Annotated in this window: 17 protein-coding genes; 10 read left to right on the top strand and 7 right to left on the bottom strand. The window is 36.7% G+C overall.

Annotated elements, in window-relative coordinates; all coding sequences use genetic code 11:
* Nucleotides 1-134 precede the first annotated feature (134 nt).
* The 5 genes from IW16_RS15580 to IW16_RS15600 all read left to right on the top strand — a co-directional run bounded on the left by IW16_RS15580 (nucleotide 135) and on the right by IW16_RS15600 (nucleotide 6378).
* Nucleotides 135-1328, top strand: a complete 1194-nt coding sequence (locus IW16_RS15580) for a tail fiber domain-containing protein (RefSeq protein ID WP_034746136.1) — start codon at nucleotides 135-137, stop codon at nucleotides 1326-1328.
* A 294-nt stretch (nucleotides 1329-1622) separates the two neighbouring features.
* Nucleotides 1623-2249, top strand: a complete 627-nt coding sequence (locus IW16_RS15585; protein ID WP_034746139.1) for a TetR/AcrR family transcriptional regulator — start codon at nucleotides 1623-1625, stop codon at nucleotides 2247-2249.
* A complete protein-coding gene (locus tag IW16_RS15590; RefSeq protein ID WP_034746142.1) occupies nucleotides 2233-3552 on the top strand; it encodes a TolC family protein in 1320 nt (439 codons plus the stop codon). Before IW16_RS15585 ends, IW16_RS15590 begins: the two co-directional genes overlap by 17 nt.
* 14 nt (nucleotides 3553-3566) lie before the next feature.
* Complete coding sequence (locus IW16_RS15595) at nucleotides 3567-4670, top strand: HlyD family secretion protein (RefSeq protein ID WP_034746144.1); 1104 nt, start codon at nucleotides 3567-3569, stop codon at nucleotides 4668-4670.
* A gap of 133 nt (nucleotides 4671-4803) precedes the next feature.
* A complete protein-coding gene (locus IW16_RS15600; protein ID WP_034746146.1) occupies nucleotides 4804-6378 on the top strand; it encodes a DHA2 family efflux MFS transporter permease subunit in 1575 nt (524 codons plus the stop codon).
* Between the two features lie 233 nt (nucleotides 6379-6611).
* Here the strand turns inward: IW16_RS15600 and IW16_RS15605 are convergent, their stop codons facing one another.
* The 3 genes from IW16_RS15605 to IW16_RS15615 are packed head-to-tail and all read right to left on the bottom strand — an operon-like array spanning nucleotide 6612 to nucleotide 9000.
* Nucleotides 6612-7628 carry a TQO small subunit DoxD gene (locus tag IW16_RS15605; RefSeq protein ID WP_034746148.1) on the bottom strand — a complete coding sequence of 339 codons (1017 nt, stop codon included), beginning with the start codon at nucleotides 7626-7628 and terminating at the stop codon, nucleotides 6612-6614.
* Between the two features lie 53 nt (nucleotides 7629-7681).
* A complete protein-coding gene (locus IW16_RS15610) occupies nucleotides 7682-8068 on the bottom strand; it encodes a hypothetical protein (protein ID WP_034746150.1) in 387 nt (128 codons plus the stop codon).
* A gap of 17 nt (nucleotides 8069-8085) precedes the next feature.
* Nucleotides 8086-9000, bottom strand: coding sequence for an alpha/beta hydrolase (locus IW16_RS15615; protein WP_034746342.1), 915 nt, complete (start codon nucleotides 8998-9000; stop codon nucleotides 8086-8088).
* A gap of 131 nt (nucleotides 9001-9131) precedes the next feature.
* Between IW16_RS15615 and IW16_RS15620 the strand changes: the two genes are divergently transcribed.
* The 4 genes from IW16_RS15620 to IW16_RS15635 all read left to right on the top strand — a co-directional run bounded on the left by IW16_RS15620 (nucleotide 9132) and on the right by IW16_RS15635 (nucleotide 11872).
* On the top strand, nucleotides 9132-9938 hold the full coding sequence (locus IW16_RS15620; protein WP_034746153.1) for an SDR family oxidoreductase: 807 nt from the start codon (nucleotides 9132-9134) through the stop codon (nucleotides 9936-9938).
* 149 nt (nucleotides 9939-10087) lie between these two features.
* Nucleotides 10088-11002: a helix-turn-helix domain-containing protein gene (locus IW16_RS15625; protein WP_034746155.1), complete on the top strand. Its 915-nt coding sequence runs from the start codon at nucleotides 10088-10090 to the stop codon at nucleotides 11000-11002.
* A 4-nt stretch (nucleotides 11003-11006) separates the two neighbouring features.
* Nucleotides 11007-11324, top strand: coding sequence for a MazG-like protein (locus IW16_RS15630; protein ID WP_034746345.1), 318 nt, complete (start codon nucleotides 11007-11009; stop codon nucleotides 11322-11324).
* A complete protein-coding gene (locus tag IW16_RS15635) occupies nucleotides 11324-11872 on the top strand; it encodes a DNA-3-methyladenine glycosylase I (protein WP_034746159.1) in 549 nt (182 codons plus the stop codon). Before IW16_RS15630 ends, IW16_RS15635 begins: the two co-directional genes overlap by 1 nt.
* 46 nt (nucleotides 11873-11918) lie before the next feature.
* Here IW16_RS15635 and IW16_RS15640 read toward each other — a convergent pair whose 3' ends face one another.
* Both IW16_RS15640 and IW16_RS15645 read right to left on the bottom strand, forming a co-directional pair.
* Entirely contained in the window at nucleotides 11919-12428 is a 510-nt protein-coding gene (locus tag IW16_RS15640; RefSeq protein ID WP_073175047.1) for a hypothetical protein, read from the bottom strand.
* 138 nt (nucleotides 12429-12566) lie between these two features.
* Entirely contained in the window at nucleotides 12567-12959 is a 393-nt protein-coding gene (locus tag IW16_RS15645) for a winged helix-turn-helix transcriptional regulator (RefSeq protein ID WP_034746164.1), read from the bottom strand.
* Between the two features lie 94 nt (nucleotides 12960-13053).
* Here IW16_RS15645 and IW16_RS15650 point away from each other — a divergent pair, with 94 nt between their 5' ends.
* The gene (locus IW16_RS15650) at nucleotides 13054-13584 is read left to right on the top strand and encodes an NAD(P)H-dependent oxidoreductase (protein ID WP_034746167.1); all 531 of its coding nucleotides are present in this window, start codon (nucleotides 13054-13056) and stop codon (nucleotides 13582-13584) included.
* Nucleotides 13585-13626: 42 nt separating this feature from the next.
* Here IW16_RS15650 and IW16_RS15655 read toward each other — a convergent pair whose 3' ends face one another.
* Nucleotides 13627-14097, bottom strand: a complete 471-nt coding sequence (locus IW16_RS15655; RefSeq protein ID WP_034746170.1) for a hypothetical protein — start codon at nucleotides 14095-14097, stop codon at nucleotides 13627-13629.
* Nucleotides 14098-14237: 140 nt separating this feature from the next.
* On the bottom strand, nucleotides 14238-15824 hold the full coding sequence (locus tag IW16_RS15660) for a patatin-like phospholipase family protein (RefSeq protein ID WP_034746173.1): 1587 nt from the start codon (nucleotides 15822-15824) through the stop codon (nucleotides 14238-14240).
* Nucleotide 15825 lies beyond the last annotated feature (1 nt).

The following is a 15825-nucleotide window of genomic DNA, read 5'->3' on the forward strand; positions in this document are numbered from 1 at the left end:
ATTGTTTCATTTATTGGTGAAGTGTATACACTTACTTATTGGTGGTCGCTAGAATCTTGATGGCACTGTATATTTATATGGTATAACGATCTTATTATTCTAAATAACAACCAACCATTAAAACAAGATATTTTATGAAACCAATCAGGACTTCTTTATGTATATTATTCTTTTCCGGGGTTATTTTTTCCGTTTCTGCCCAAAGTGTTTGGACAGGTACTACAACTACCGGTAATGTAGGAATAGGTAATACGGCACCGGCTTCTAAGCTGGATATAATCAGTGGACCATCTGTTTCGGCTTTTAAAATAAACCATGGATACACAAGAAGTGGTCCTAATGTAATAAATATTAGCGAAGTGTATAACCAGAATTACAGTCTCTTAAATTCACAGCCAGTATTACTTAACTGGTTAAGTAAGGATGGTGTTTTTGGACTTCGTTCCCTGTCGAATACCTTGAATCAAACCCGTATAATGTATAATGATAAAGACGGAAATATAAGGTCTTCGGGCGTTACCATCAGTGCGGACGGTCTTTTCGGTGATGGAACCACTGTTAATTCTATAACTGGGGTCTCCCATTTAAGATTTCTTAATGGGAACGGCTCTACAGGTGCATGGATTTATGGCGATGGAGGTCAACTTGTTTTAGCAGGTGGTCTTCACGTGTCCTATAATATCGAGGCCCCTGCTTTTATTGTCACTTCGGATAAAAGACTGAAAGATGATATCAAACCCTTGAAAAGGATGTCCCCTAATCTGCTTAATATTGAATCATATTCGTATACTTTCAAGCCCAAAAGCGGGAAAGGAGGTAGTATTGATTCACAAAAATTGCATTTTGGTTTCATTGCTCAGGAAGTGGAAAAGGAATTTCCCAATCTGGTTACTATTGACGAAAAAGGAAACTATGCCCTTAATTATATTGAATTTATTCCGCTCCTGCTGAATGAGGTTAAAGAGCAGAAAAGTGAAATAAAAGATCTCAAAGAAAGAATGGCAGCACTTGAAGCTAAAATAAATGAATTTGCTGAAACCAAAAGAACGATGTCGGATAAAAGTATCTCTGTGTCATCATTTTCACTCGAGCAAAATGTTCCAAATCCGTTTAGTCAGGAAACAGTAATCAGATTTAATGCAGCAGGCGAAAATAGGTCTATCGGGATTTATGATCTTGGTGGAAGGCAGCTTAAGTCTATTCCTGTAAAAAAAGGGGAAAAGCAGATCAGTATTTCAGCCCGTACGCTAACACCTGGAACATACATCTATAATCTTCAGTCGGACGGCAAATTAATTGATTCAAAAAAAATGATTGTTACCCAATAAAAGATCTGTCTTATCACAAGCAGGAGATCCGGCATATCAGCCGGATTTTTTATGCACTAGACTGAAGCATATACCTGCTCTGTCCGTTTTTGGCTAATATAAAATGCCTGAATGCACTCATTATTGTGGAGGTTGAAATATTTTATTTGCAGTATTTAAATTCGATGCGTATCCAACCATATTAATTCTCAGGTGTTTATGTTAGCTAATATTAAAAGATTATTAAAAAATCAATCAATCGTTTGATTTTATTAAAATCTTATGTACATTTGCGCCCTGAAAAATAGAATAGCTATGGTTTCAAAAGAAGAAAATATATTGTTTGCCGCGGAGAAACTTTTTGCCGAAAAAGGTTTTGAAGGAACTTCCACCAGGGAAATTTCCAAAGCAGCGAATGTAAATATCTCTATGATTTCTTATTATTTCGGATCCAAAGAAAAACTTTACGAGAAACTTGTGGAATACAGAATAAGTGAAGGGCAGTTCTTTGCCAAAGATATTCTTGAAAGAACGGATATCAATGAATGGCAGAAAATAGAAAGAATTGTAGATCAGTTTTCAGGAAGAGTAAGGAATCACAAATGTTTTTACAGGATCATGCAGCGGGAGCAGCTCTATACAGAGAACCCGCAGATTGTGGAATTTCTCAAGCAGACCAAAATGGGCTTTATTTCTATGTATTCACAGGTGCTGGAAAGCGGTCTTAAAAAAGGGATTTTCACTAAGAATCCTCCAATTTATTTACTTCATGCTACGGTAAGCGGAACTTTATTCTATGCATCCAATGCCAAGGATATGTACAAAGAGTTTTTAAACGATACAGAAGACGATACCGTTTTTGAAGAAAAATATTACACAGAACTTAATAAACATATAAAATATTTACTAAAAGACCTTTTAGGTTATGAAGAGAATAAATAACTCGGTGTTGGCATTATCCCTTTTTATGGGAGTTGCAGCCATAAATGCTCAGGAGAAAAAACAGCTCACTCTCGACGAAGCCGTGCAGCTGGGAATCCAGAACAGTAAAAACCTTAAGATCGATGCCGCTAAAATCGAAGAAGCAACGGCCGATCTTTTGGAAGCCAAAAACAGACAGCTTCCGGAATTGAAAGTTTCAGGAAGTTATATGTATCTTCCTATTAAACCGACTATTGATCTGAAAATTTCCACGGGATCTGGCGGAGGATCTGCAGGGCCGGATGTACATCAGGTTGCTTACGGATCAGTTAACCTTAGTGTTCCTATTTACAGCGGTGGAAGAATCAAATATGGTATTCAGTCTGCAAAATATTTGGTGGAAGCATCAAAATTGAGTACAGAAAATGATAAGATAGCTATCGCTTACAACGTTGCTCAGGCTTACAATAATTTATTTAAAGCTAATCAGTCCATTAAAGTTTTAGAAGAAAACCTTACGGCTTCTCAAAAAAGGGATGAAACTTTCCTTAAACTTGAAAACAATGGAGTTATCGCAAGAAATGACCGTTTAAAAGCCAACCTGCAGACGTCAAACATCGAACTGCAGTTACTGGAAGCTAAAAACAATTACAATATTGCCAACATCAATATGGACCTATTGCTAGGTATTCCTGAAACTACGGAAATAGAAGTAGACCAAAATTATATTGATGAAGGTTCTGAGGTAAAAGCGGTTGCTTACTATGTAAATGAAGCAAGAGAAAACCGTAAAGATTTACAGGCTTTGGCTCAGCAGAGAAAAGCAGCAGAACTGGGATCAAAATCTGCGAAAGCTGAAAACCTTCCTTCAATAGCATTTACCGGAGGATATGTTGCAGCAGACGTTCCTAAGGTGCTTACCCTTTATAATGCAGTTAATTTCGGTGTTGGGATTTCTTATAATCTGTCCAATATCTGGAAAGAAAATTCTTCACTGAGACAGTCTCAGGCAAGAGAAAAGCAATTGGCAGCAACGGATGAATTATTGAATGATAACATTAAGCTTGACGTCAACAGAGAATATCAGAATACGGATTATTCTAAAAAGAGAATTGCGGTGTATGAGAAAGCTGCTGAACAGGCTAATGAAAACTACAGAATTACAAAAAATAAATACGATAACGGTCTGGCTACAATGACAGAACTGTTGGACGCTGATGCAGCTCAGATCTCATCAAATGTAGGGGTTATTAATGCAAAAGCAGATGCCGCACTGGCTTACAGAAAACTATTACAAACTACAGGAACTTTAACAATTAAATAAGATTAAGACCAAAAATGGAAAATAATAATACACCAGCAATAGAACCTAAAAAGAAAAAGAGTTTAGTGTTCCCGATCATTTTAGCGGTTGTCGTTGTGGTAGGAGGGATTTACGGTTATAGAACATATTCTTACGGACAGGTTCACGAAGAAACAGATGATGCTCAAATCGCATCCAACATGAGCCCTGTAATTTCTAAAGTTTCAGGTTATGTTACGCAGATCAAAGTAAAAGATAATCAGTTCGTAAAGAAAGGTGATACACTTGTTATACTTGATAACAGAGATCAAAAAATGGCTTTGGTACAGGCTGAAGCTGCTTTAACGACTGCAAAGAGCAATATTTCAAATGCACAGGCTACTACGACAGCAACGTCTAAGAGCATCAATACTTCAGAAGCAGCGGTTACAACTGCCAATGCTCAGATAGAAGCAGCTAAAGTAAATGTTTGGAAAACCAATCAGGATCTCAAAAGATATTCTGTTCTTGTAAAGGATCATTCTATTACAGAACAGCAGTACGAGCAGGCTTTGGCAGCGAAGCAATCTGCAGACAGACAGTTACAGGTTTTAGTAGATCAGAGAAATCAAATCGCTCAGCAAACTACGGTAGCTTCTTCTCAGACGGCTGCAAGCTCTCAGCAGATCAGTGTCGCCGGTTCAGTCGCTAAACAGAGAGAAGTAGATGTGGAAAATGCTAGACTGAATCTTTCTTACACAATTATCCTTGCTCCTGAAGACGGATTTGTTGGAAAAGTTCCAATTCAGGCAGGACAGTACTTACAGGCAGGATCTCAACTGTTCAGTTTAGTTAAGAATGATCAAAAGTGGGTGATTGCCAACTTTAAAGAAACTCAGGTAGATAAAATGGTAGAAGGTCAGAAAGTAAAAATTGAGATTGATGCTTTTCCTGATACAGAATTTGACGGCGTAGTAAGTTCATTCTCTCCTGCGACAGGTTCTACATTCTCCATTCTCCCTCCGGATAATGCAAGTGGTAACTTCGTAAAAGTAGTACAAAGACTTCCTGTTAAAATAGATTTTGTAAAACTGGACCCGAACGTTGCTAAAAAACTGAGAACAGGAATGAATGTGAAAGCTGAAGTTTCGCTTAAATAATATTAAAACTGTGAAATAAGTGAATTGTCAATTTTGCGGAGGCAAGTCAATGGCTGATGATCCGATGAAGTTGAAGATTGACTATGAAGTTGATTAACCGTTGACAATTCACCTTTTTACATTGTAAAAAACTATGCAAGATTCATTAGTAGAATATGGAGCCCGAAGAGTGATCATTACGATCACGGCTATTCTTTGTGCTTTGCTGGAAATTGTGGATTCCACGATTGTGAACGTTGCCCTGAACGAGATGAAAGGTAACCTTGGTTCCACACTTTCTGAAGTGGGATGGGTAATTACAGCATATGCCATTGGTAACGTAATTATTGTACCGATGACAAGCTGGCTTTCCCAACAATTTGGACGAAGAAATTACTTTGCAGCTTCTATTATCATTTTTACCGTATTTTCTTTTCTATGCGGTAATGCAGATAATATATGGGAGCTGGTATTCTTCAGACTGTGTCAGGGGATTGGAGGTGGAGCCTTACTGGTAACATCGCAAACCATCATTACGGAATCGTATCCTGTTGAAAAAAGAAGTATGGCTCAGGCTATTTATGGTTTGGGGGTAATTATTGGTCCAACATTAGGTCCGCCACTGGGGGGGTATATTGTAGACAATTTTAGCTGGCCATATATTTTCTATATTAATATTCCAATCGGGATTGCGGCCACTTTAATGACTTTACAGTTTATAAAAAGTCCAAAATATTCTGAAAAACGTAAAGCTTCAGATGTAGACTGGTTAGGAATTGCTTTACTGGCAGTTACAGTAGGTTCATTACAGTATATCCTGGAAAGAGGGCATGAAGAAGACTGGTTTGCGAGTGGCTGGATTGTACTGTTTACGGTATCAGCAGTTTTAGGATTTATATTATTCCTCTGGAGAGAACTTACTTTCAAATATCCGATTGTAGAGCTGAGAGTTTTAAAAAACAGTAATTTAAGGATTGGAACCGTCATGTCCTTTGTATTAGGATTTGGTTTATATGGTTCTACGTTTATTGTTCCGTTGTATACCCAGAGTATTTTAGGATGGACGGCCTTAGAATCCGGAGCATTAATGATTCCAGCTGCATTGACAACCGCTTTCATGATGCCTATTATTGGTAAGTTGCTTTCAAAAGGGGTAAAACAACAGATCTTAGTATCTTTAGGATTATTTACTTTCTTCGTTTATAGTTTCTGGGGATATAAAATACTAACTCCGGACACCGGTAAAGAAGCATTCTTCTGGATGTTGATGGTAAGAGGAGCTGGATTAGGATTGTTATTTATTCCAATCACCTCACTATCATTAAGCACATTGAAAGGTCAGGAAATTGGCCAGGGAGCAGCATTTACAGGAATGATGAGACAGTTGGGAGGATCTTTCGGGATTGCAGCCATTACCACATTTATAGCCAATGCCAGTCAGAAATACCGGGTCAATTTGATTTCTCATTTAGATTCCAATGATTTTGATGTCCAGCAGAGGTTGAATGGATTAAAAGCAAGCTTTATGGCGAAAGGGATGACTCCCGATGCTGCAATGAATGCTGCTTATAAAATGATGGATCTTACCGTTACCAAGCAGGCAACAGTATTATCTTATATGGATGTTTTCCTTTATTTAGGAATTGCCTTCTTAATTTGTATTCCGTTTATCCTATTAGTAAAGGAACGGAAAAGTAAAGAAAAAATAGATTTAAGTAGCGTACACTAAATTTTTTTTAATCAATACAAAACCTCCGAAATTTTTCGGAGGTTTTTTTGTGGAATGGTTCTGACACTCTTCAACATGATATTGATAAAGAATCATTGATAAATAGTATGTTAGGTCATACCGAACGAAATCGAAACATTTGTCGTCATACGCTTAAAAATTTAAATATTCCTCATAGTTAAAACGTACACTAAGTTGTGTTTTTATTCACTATTCAAATAAGACACAACTCTCTACTTGACCTTTGCAGTCCACTCAATACCACTGATATCAATCAGTTTTATCGTATGAATCTCTTCCTTTTGAGCAGGAATATCATTGAGATTAAGCGTAAGATCAGCTTTTGAGCCTAACGGAATTATCAGACTGTGTTTTCCCGGTTTCACTTTGGCCACGTAATGATTTTTAATGTTCTCTTTCGGAAATTTTGAAAGATCTTTGAGATCTAATGCTTTGATAATATTCTCATTGTTATCAAGAAGTTGAATGCCAATCAGAAAAGAACCATAGACATCGGCACCCTGCGTTCTGTAAATTTCAAATGTAACATCTGAACTGGTAAGAGAAACATTAGAAATTTCGACCTTTGGTTTTACAGACTTATTATGCAATGTGCCCCAGACTCCACCATGGAAATACTGATTGGTGTACAAGGTCAGTCCGAATATAAAAGCAGAACCTGCAAGGACAAGTGTTTTAGGCTTTGATAAAGGAAGAACACCTGATCCAAGCCATAGAAACCATTTTTTATGAATGAAGTTTTTATTTTTCTTGATGAAATAATGATCTACAGAAAATGGACCGCTTCCGGTAAGGAATAAAACAAATCCCCCTGCGATTCCCAAAACACCAATCTGCCATTCATCAAGACAGGTGGTTCCTATCCAGCCGGAACCGAGAAGAATTCCCATTGCAAGACCGAAGATTCCAATGCTCATAAATCTTGTAAATAATCCTAAAATAATGAACAGTCCTACAACAGCTTCAACGATAGTAAAAGTAACCATAGAAGTATGCAAGGCATCGGGATGAGTAACTAAATACTCTATCAAAGGTTTTATGCCTAAGGCATTGGGAAGGAAATGATTGAATTTTTCTCCGATATATCCGGCTTCATCCGGAGTTAATTTGTTTTCCAGAATAAGCCTTCTCCAGAAAGCTGAAAAGTAAGTCCATCCAATTACAAGACGGAGGGATAATGTATAGAGTCCGGCCAGATCGTAAGACCGGCTGTCTGATGTATGTTTCATTGAAATTATATTGATTAAAAGACGATTTTTTTACAATTGGTTGGGATGACAACCTAGGCCAAATGTAATTTAAGTCTTTTAAATAAGATATATTTCGGAGGACTGTTTCCTGTAGAATGTCCGGAATAATTATTCTGAGAAACAGGACTCCCTTTCTGTGGATACGGAGTACTGTTTACAGTGGTGAAAAATTTATTGTCTTTAGATTTTAAACTGCTTTTTGAAGTAGTAGTTCTGTATGAAGAACCTTGAGTTTCGCTGTCGCAAGTATAGGATTGAACAGAATTTGTTGTCTTTACTTTGTTTAATGCACTTACATACTGAATGTCAAAAATATCAAGAAGATCTCTTTTCAGCGAACATGGCGATAATGAAAACGTCAATATCAGCATCATAACGATTGCTTTGAAGTTTCTGATATGAATTTCAGGCGCTGGCATTTTTACAAAACTACATTTTATTTTAGATTTAAACTGATGAATTGCAAAAATTCATTCTGCTGGTCAACAAAAAGATAGTGAGAGCAGTTGTCAATGAGCTTAAAATGATTATTTCCAACAATATTTTTCATATCATTGAGCTGTTTCTTCGAAAATATTCCGTCATCTTTTCCGTAGACTGCAAAAATAGGAATGCCGTTTTTTCTAATTTCTTTTAGAACAGCAGTATTATCAAGATTGTTTCGCGGTTCATTTTTGTAAAATTTCAAAGGGGATTCGGCGTTTCTGAAATTAACGGGATAAAATTCACCGGCTTCATAGTCTGTTCTTAGCTGCTTGCTCTCAGAAGTTGGGGAAGGCATGGTAAAGAATTTCATTTCACTTGCTATTTCATAGCATCTTTTTCGGTAAGCAGCGGAGTTTTTGTTTAAACTTTCAATTTCGGTAATCTTTTTAAGTTGTAAAGAATCGGTTTTAAATTGTTCTTTCGCCTCTTTTAGGATATGATCGTAGGTTTCCTGCTGGGAAAATAATGCGCCGGCAAGCGTCAGTGAACTTACTTTTTTCGGAAACTGTCTGGTGAATAATGTACCTATGATTCCTCCGAAACTATGGGCAAGGATATTTGCTTTTTTAATCCTGTAGGTAGAGTAGACCTGGTTGAGGTCTTCAAAACTTTCTTTAAAAGTCATGGAAGCCTGATCATCTTTAGATCTGCCTTCTCCGCGCCGGTCGTATACAATGACGTAAAACCCTTTATCTGCAAGCTTTTGGGCTGTAGTTCCTTCAAATAATGTAGCATTTCCACTGGGGCCGCCATGAATGAAGATCACTGCCGGATCTTTAGGGTTTCCATAAGATTTGGAATAAATATTCTGAGCCTGAACAGCACCGAATATCATTATAAAAAGAAATAGTAGTAGCTGTTTCATAAAACCCAGTAATTTATTTTCCCCAAAACTACTCAATTATAATGGTTCGTCAAAACAGCTACAAACAAACTCATTCCGGTTACTTTTAAATCCTGTCAACTTAAGAACTTTGCCCTATCAAATTTAATACAATGCAAAAAACAATTTTTATTACAGGTGCTTCATCAGGTTTAGGAAAAACTGCTGCCAAACTATTTCAAAGCAAAGGATGGAATGTGATGGCAACCATGAGAAAACCTGAAGATGAGAGAGAGTTATCCCAATTGGAAAACGTAACGGTTTTAAAACTTGATGTGACAGACTCCAAAGAGCTAAAAGAAACGATTGATGATATTCTGGAAAATCATGAAATAGATGTTGTCCTTAATAATGCTGGATATGGATTGGTTGGACCTTTGGAGGCTTTTACCGACGAACAGATTAAAGCGCAGATTGAAACCAATCTGATGGGAGTCATACGTATTACTAAAGCTTTTACACCTTATTTTAGACTGAAAAAAGAAGGTATTTTAATCAATATTACGTCGAGCTTTGGATTGACAGGCTTTCCGACATGTTCTGTTTACAGTGCTACAAAATTTGCCGTTGATGGTTTTTCAGAATCTATGGGCTACGAACTGGCACAATTTGGAGTTAAAGTTAAAATTGTAGCTCCCGGAGGAATACAGACCGATTTTGCAGGACGATCATTGGATGGTGCATATCATGAAGCTTATCAGCAGTTGATCGCTAAAGTTCAGGAAGGATACAGTCCCGAACAAATTGCAAATTATTCAAAACCTGAAGATATTGCCCAGGTTATTTATGAAGCAGCTACGGATGGTACAGATCAGCTAAGGTATATTGCAGGAAAAGATGCCAATGCTTTGTATAATGAGAGAACTGAAACAGGAGCTGAAGCCCAGGTGCAGAGAATACAATCAGATTTTGTATTTTAAGAACAGATAAGTGAAGGGTCAATGGTGAATCCGTTGAGCTTGTGAATTTTATAAGTGCATTTTTAAAATTGACTACTGAGTTGCGAAGCAAAATTGATATTTCCTCCTCCTGACAAACAGTTGTCACAATCTCATCTTATATTTGTAGTATGAAAACCATTCCATCGCCGATTCATTTTCGTTCTTTATCTGCCTTGCATACAGCGATGGGGATATCAGCGCCATTACATCCTCTGATCAGTATTATTGATTACAGAGAAACACGCTTTGATCCTAAAATTTTTGAAAATGGGACCAAATCGGATTTTTATAAAATTTCGTTTAAAACATCATTCCATGGTAAAATTCGATACGGACAGGGGTATTATGATTTTGAAAATGGTGGAATGTCTTTCGTGTCTCCCGGGCAGACCCTTAAAATGGATGATGAAGAAGCTGACTACAGCGGAATGGCTTTACATATTCATCCCGATTTTATAAGACCATATCCTTTGCTGAAAAAAATAAAAGAATACAGTTTCTTTTCTTATGCCGCCGCCGAAGCCCTGTACCTTTCCGAAAAAGAGAAGAAAACAATTATAGATGTTTTCGAAAATATTCAGAATGAACTGAATGAACGGATAGACGTATTCAGCCAGGATGTTATTATTTCTCAAATCGAATTACTGCTGACCTACAGCAATCGTTTTTACAACCGGCAGTTTATTACCAGAAAAGCGGTGAATCATAATTTGCTGTCGAAAATGGAGGACCTGCTGAATGATTATTTCGATAGGGAGAAAGGGCTGAAAGGACTTCCGACTGTAGAATATATAGCATCACAGCTCAGTCTTACCCCAAGATATCTAAGCGATATGCTACGTCATCACACGGGGCAGAATGCACAACAGCATATTCATGATAAACTGATAGAGAAGGCTAAAGAATATCTTTCTGAATCTCAATTTTCAGTTTCTGAAACAGCTTATCAATTAGGATTTGAACATCCGCAGTCATTCAGTAAATTATTTAAAAAGAAAACACAGTTCACACCGAATGAATACAGACAATCACTTCAAAAGTAGAATAATGGATACAAATAATTTAGATAAAATCATAGAACGTTCTTTACAAATAAGGGAAAAATATCATCAGCTGGAAATTCAACAGAACGGTAAAGAGTGGACCTTAGAACAGGACGCATTAGCTTATCTTACGGATGCAGGTTTGGTAGGAAGAAATGTAATGTCACATGAAAAAACATGGACAAAATCAAACTCCAGAGAAGAACTTGAACATAAATTAGGTGAAAATATATGGTGGCTGACTGTATTGGCAGACCGTACGGGCATTGACATTAAAGAAGCTTTAGACCATTTTTTAACCAAAACAGAAAAATTATTTTAATGAGTTATTGTTTAGCAATCGAGGGCATGAAGCCCGAAAGCAGAAAAGAACTGCATAAGAATTATCACGACAATCATTACGGATTCCCAATCCATGATGACAATGAACTTTTTGGAAGACTGATCCTTGAAATCAATCAGGCAGGCCTGAGCTGGGAAACGATTTTAAAGAAAGAAGAAAGTTTCAGAAAAGCGTACGACAATTTTGATATTCAAAAAATAGCAGCTTATACAGAAGAAGACCGTGAACGACTTTTGGGTGATCCCGGAATCATCAGAAATAAATTAAAAGTAAACGCCGCGATCGAAAACGCTAAAACCATCATCGAACTACAAAAAGAATTCGGTTCATTCGAAAAATGGCTGGAACATCATCATCCGAAAACATTACAGGAATGGATGAAGATATTCAAAAAAACATTCAAATTTACCGGTGGAGAAATTGTCAACGAATTTCTGATGAGCATTGGATTTTTAAAAGGATGCCATGACGAAAGCTGTCCGGTTTATAAAGACGTTTTGAAACATAAACCCATGTGGGAAAAGTGATAAAACCTCCAAATTGGAGGTTTTTATATAAACTTTATAGTTTCGATTATTTTAAATTTCTAACCGATACATCCGGTTTTTCTCCCTGTGGAACAATGAAAATAGCATTATCGCTGATGGTATCTCCCGGATCAAAATAATAGCTTCCCGTTATAGGAATCATATTGGTTGTGAATTTTCCGGACTTATCGTAAGCAGAATACGATACGTTGATCATCTGAGCTTTCATTTTCAGCTCGATTTTTTTGGAAGTCAGCTTGGCACCGGTTGCATTAATGCAGTCCAGTTCTACCAAACCGATATTGCTCACGATCTGAGGGTAAGAAGACAGCCTGATATTATATGCTTTGTCTGAACTGTTTTTCACAGAAGCTGACACTTTATAGCGGTCGTAAGACTTTCCACCTGCCTGAACACTTTCTTTATTGAGAATATTAAAAGTGACACTCATTCCATTAACTTCAACCGTTTGGCCATCTGAAATTTTTTGTGCATTTGCCTGAATGCCGAAAAATAATGCCATAGACAAACTGACTAGAAATGTGAGATTTTTCATGGGTACCTTTTTAGGATTTAATACCTACTAAATTTACAAAATATTTACTCTTGATGTTGAAATTAATGAGAAAATTATTTCATCAATTAAAAAAAATCAATCAAATCAGTTTTAGTCAAAAATTCAAATCAGCAGTCTTTATACTTGTTGAGATTCAGAAACAGAAGATTGATCAGCCATGATTTCTTTATGTTCTTTTCCCCATTTTTCAAATTCCAGGATGATAGGTTTTAGTTTATAGCCAATCTCTGTCAGTTCATATTCTACACGAGGTGGAACTTCGGCGTAGACCGTTCTGGTGATGATGCGGTCTTCTTCCAATCTGCGGAGCTGCAAGGTCAGCATACGTTCGGTAATAGTGTTTAGTTTTTTTCTGAGTTCTCCAAATCTTAACTTTCCGTTGATGAGGTAACAGCAAATAGCAAGTGTCCACTGTCCGCCAATCATGATGGAAGCATAGATTTCCGGACATTCATCAGACAGTGCTTTTTTATTGGAGAAATTGGTAGATGTTTCCTTTATTTTAGTCATTACTTACAATTTTTATAGTACCATACAATTGGGTACTACTATTTAAAATGTAAGTTACATATATTATTTTTGCTGAAGAAATTTAAACAAACAAATGAAAATATTAATAATAGTTATTCACCCCGATAGTGAAAAATCGGTAATCAATAAAAGATGGATTGAGGAATTAGAAAAATCTCCGGAAAAATATACGGTACACGACCTGTATGACATATATCCGGATGAAAAGATTGATGTATTGAAAGAACAGAAGCTGATAGAATCTTACGACAAAATTGTCTTTCAGTTTCCGTTTTACTGGTTCAGCAGCCCGCCGCTTTTAAAGAAATGGTTTGATGAGGTACTTCTTCACGGCTGGGCATATGGAAGCAAAAGCGGTTATAAAGCAGGAGGGAAGAAGATGACACTGGCTGTTACGGCAGGAATTGATGAAGAAGGATACAGCAATTCCGGAAAATATAAATATACCATGAACGAACTTTTCCGTCCCTATGAACTGACTTTTGATTATATCAAAGCTGAATACAAAGAGCCTTTTGTGTATTACGGAATTGAAAACGATCCTTCCCGGGAATGGATTGAAAGGAGTGTTCCGATGTATCTGGAGTTTTTGGATTCGATATAAAAGAGTAATGGTCATGTCTACAGATGTGACCGTTCTGACATTTCAGATTTTCTTTTTATGAAACTCTTGTAAATCTATGGCTTCATCTTGAAAGTATTCCTTAAACTTATTTGAAAGTTTTTCATCTTTGAATTTTATGATGGTATAGCTGCTGTCCAATGCGGTGATTTCCAGATAAGATTCCTTTATTAAATATTGATCTGCTGTAAATGTGTCCTGGACTTCTACAGATAAATTTGAAATTAAATTAAAATCTAATGGAGTGTTTCTTGGAACAGCTGAAATAAGGCCCCAAATCAATTGAGTTCGGGATTGATAAATAACATTAAATTCATCTCTATTAAGAATAAAATAATCTTCATCAAAATGAATTGGTATTTCATCATCTGTCATAAAATCCAAATCTGCCAAGACCCATTCGTATTCATTGAGGTCTTGCCAAATTGGTTTTAAAACTTCGCGAAGATTGGTGTGAAATTCTAAACTTTTTATACTTCTGATGATCCAGTTCATATTTTCAGGATTAATTTACCCAATTGTTTCAGCTTCCCATCCTGGACTATTTTTGCAATCACACGCTGCCGTACTTTCCCAATTTGAATATTCCGGTGGAGGAACTTACAATAATAAAGCTCTAAAATAATCAAAATTGCTTACCCCACCGTAGGCGTATCCTCCTCTTTAAGGATTTTTTTCTCTTTCATCGACAACATCATCCTTTCATATTTGTACTTTTCCCAATCGAACTGATTCAGGAAATCAAGGGCAGCCTGAAAACCTCTGTTAAAAAGATCTTCTTTTTCTTCTTTTTTCATAAAGAAATTCAGCCAGCTGCTTGTTCCGCAATTGACAGTCTGAATACTGTAAAGACGGTAAAAACTATGCTTGGTTAAAAATGATTTGTCATTAAACCCTTTTAAAGTACTGATGATATTTCCCGCATAAGAAAAAGGAGTTTTGAGAATTTCTTCACTTGTTTTTCCCTTTTCTGACAGAATATCGGAATCACTGGTAAGCTGTACCCCAAAGAGAGGCATTCTGGGATAAAATACGTCGCTGGCATGAAAAATATCGATTGGGAAATTGGAAATACTTCCACCATCAATGAAAAGTCCTGCAGGATAGATGTCTTCAGGTTTTGTATTCATCCAGAATTTCCAGGCATATTTCACAGAGCTGTCATCTTTATCAATTCTTTTCTGGAAAGGTTCAAAAAAGAATGGGACAGACATGGAGGCTCTTACAAATTCGGCCGGACTGATATGCTTCAGTTCCTCTTCAGACCAATAGAGATTGGCCATTGTAGGAAGTTCTACTTTTATTTTAGCATTGATATCTGTTGTAATGACGATATATTCCGAACGAAGCTGGTAAAATGGATTGGCTTTATAATAATCATTGTTTACTGCACCTTCATAAAATATTCTGTAACGCGTCTGATCAATATGTTCCTGATTTTTATTCTTAATTTCATCAATGCTTTTCAGAGCAATTGTATAGTATTCCTGTGCATTTCCGTACCGATAATTGAGATTGAGGCCATGCTCTTTCTGAATAAATTTTTCGTTGAGCTGAGCTACTGTTTTAATTCCGAAACCATCCAGAACACTTTGCATGGTGTTTAAAAAAGTATTCCCTGGATTGAAACCGCTGTTCTGTTTCCGGAAATCATTATAAAATTTTTTAATACAGAAAAAAGCAGCAATCACCGGAATTAAAGGAATAAGAAACAGAAGTTTTGCATCAAGAGTTGTTTCTGACTGAACAGCAAAAGGGATGATCACAAGGATGATCATTAAAACAGCCAAAAGTATAGCATTGATCTTAAAGAAATCCTTATTGTTGAGAATCGCATGAATAGTGGTTTTTACATACGTCTTTCCATCCATAAAATCGGCGAAATTCCAGCTGAACAGAATATCTTTGATCACTTCACTTTTAGCTTCCTCTTTGGTCTTGCAGGCTGCAATAAGCATTGTATTGATGGCTCCTGCACTCGTTCCTGCTACTTTAAGAAAACGAATCCCAAAGATCTCCAGACCATAAAGATAGCCGACAAGAGCACTTCCCCAAACACCGCCTCCTTCCTGAACGAACTCTACGTACTGATTTCCCTGTATATCCAGAAGATCAGAAAACTCTCTGGTGGATATATGGTCATGAAGAGCAGCAAGTTTATCTTTAGATTCCCTTGAAAGTACATCTTCATCAAGAATTTTGTTTAGAATTTCGGTTTTCATG

Source organism: Chryseobacterium vrystaatense, assembly GCF_000737765.1.
Classification (GTDB): Bacteria; Bacteroidota; Bacteroidia; order Flavobacteriales; family Weeksellaceae; genus Chryseobacterium; species Chryseobacterium vrystaatense.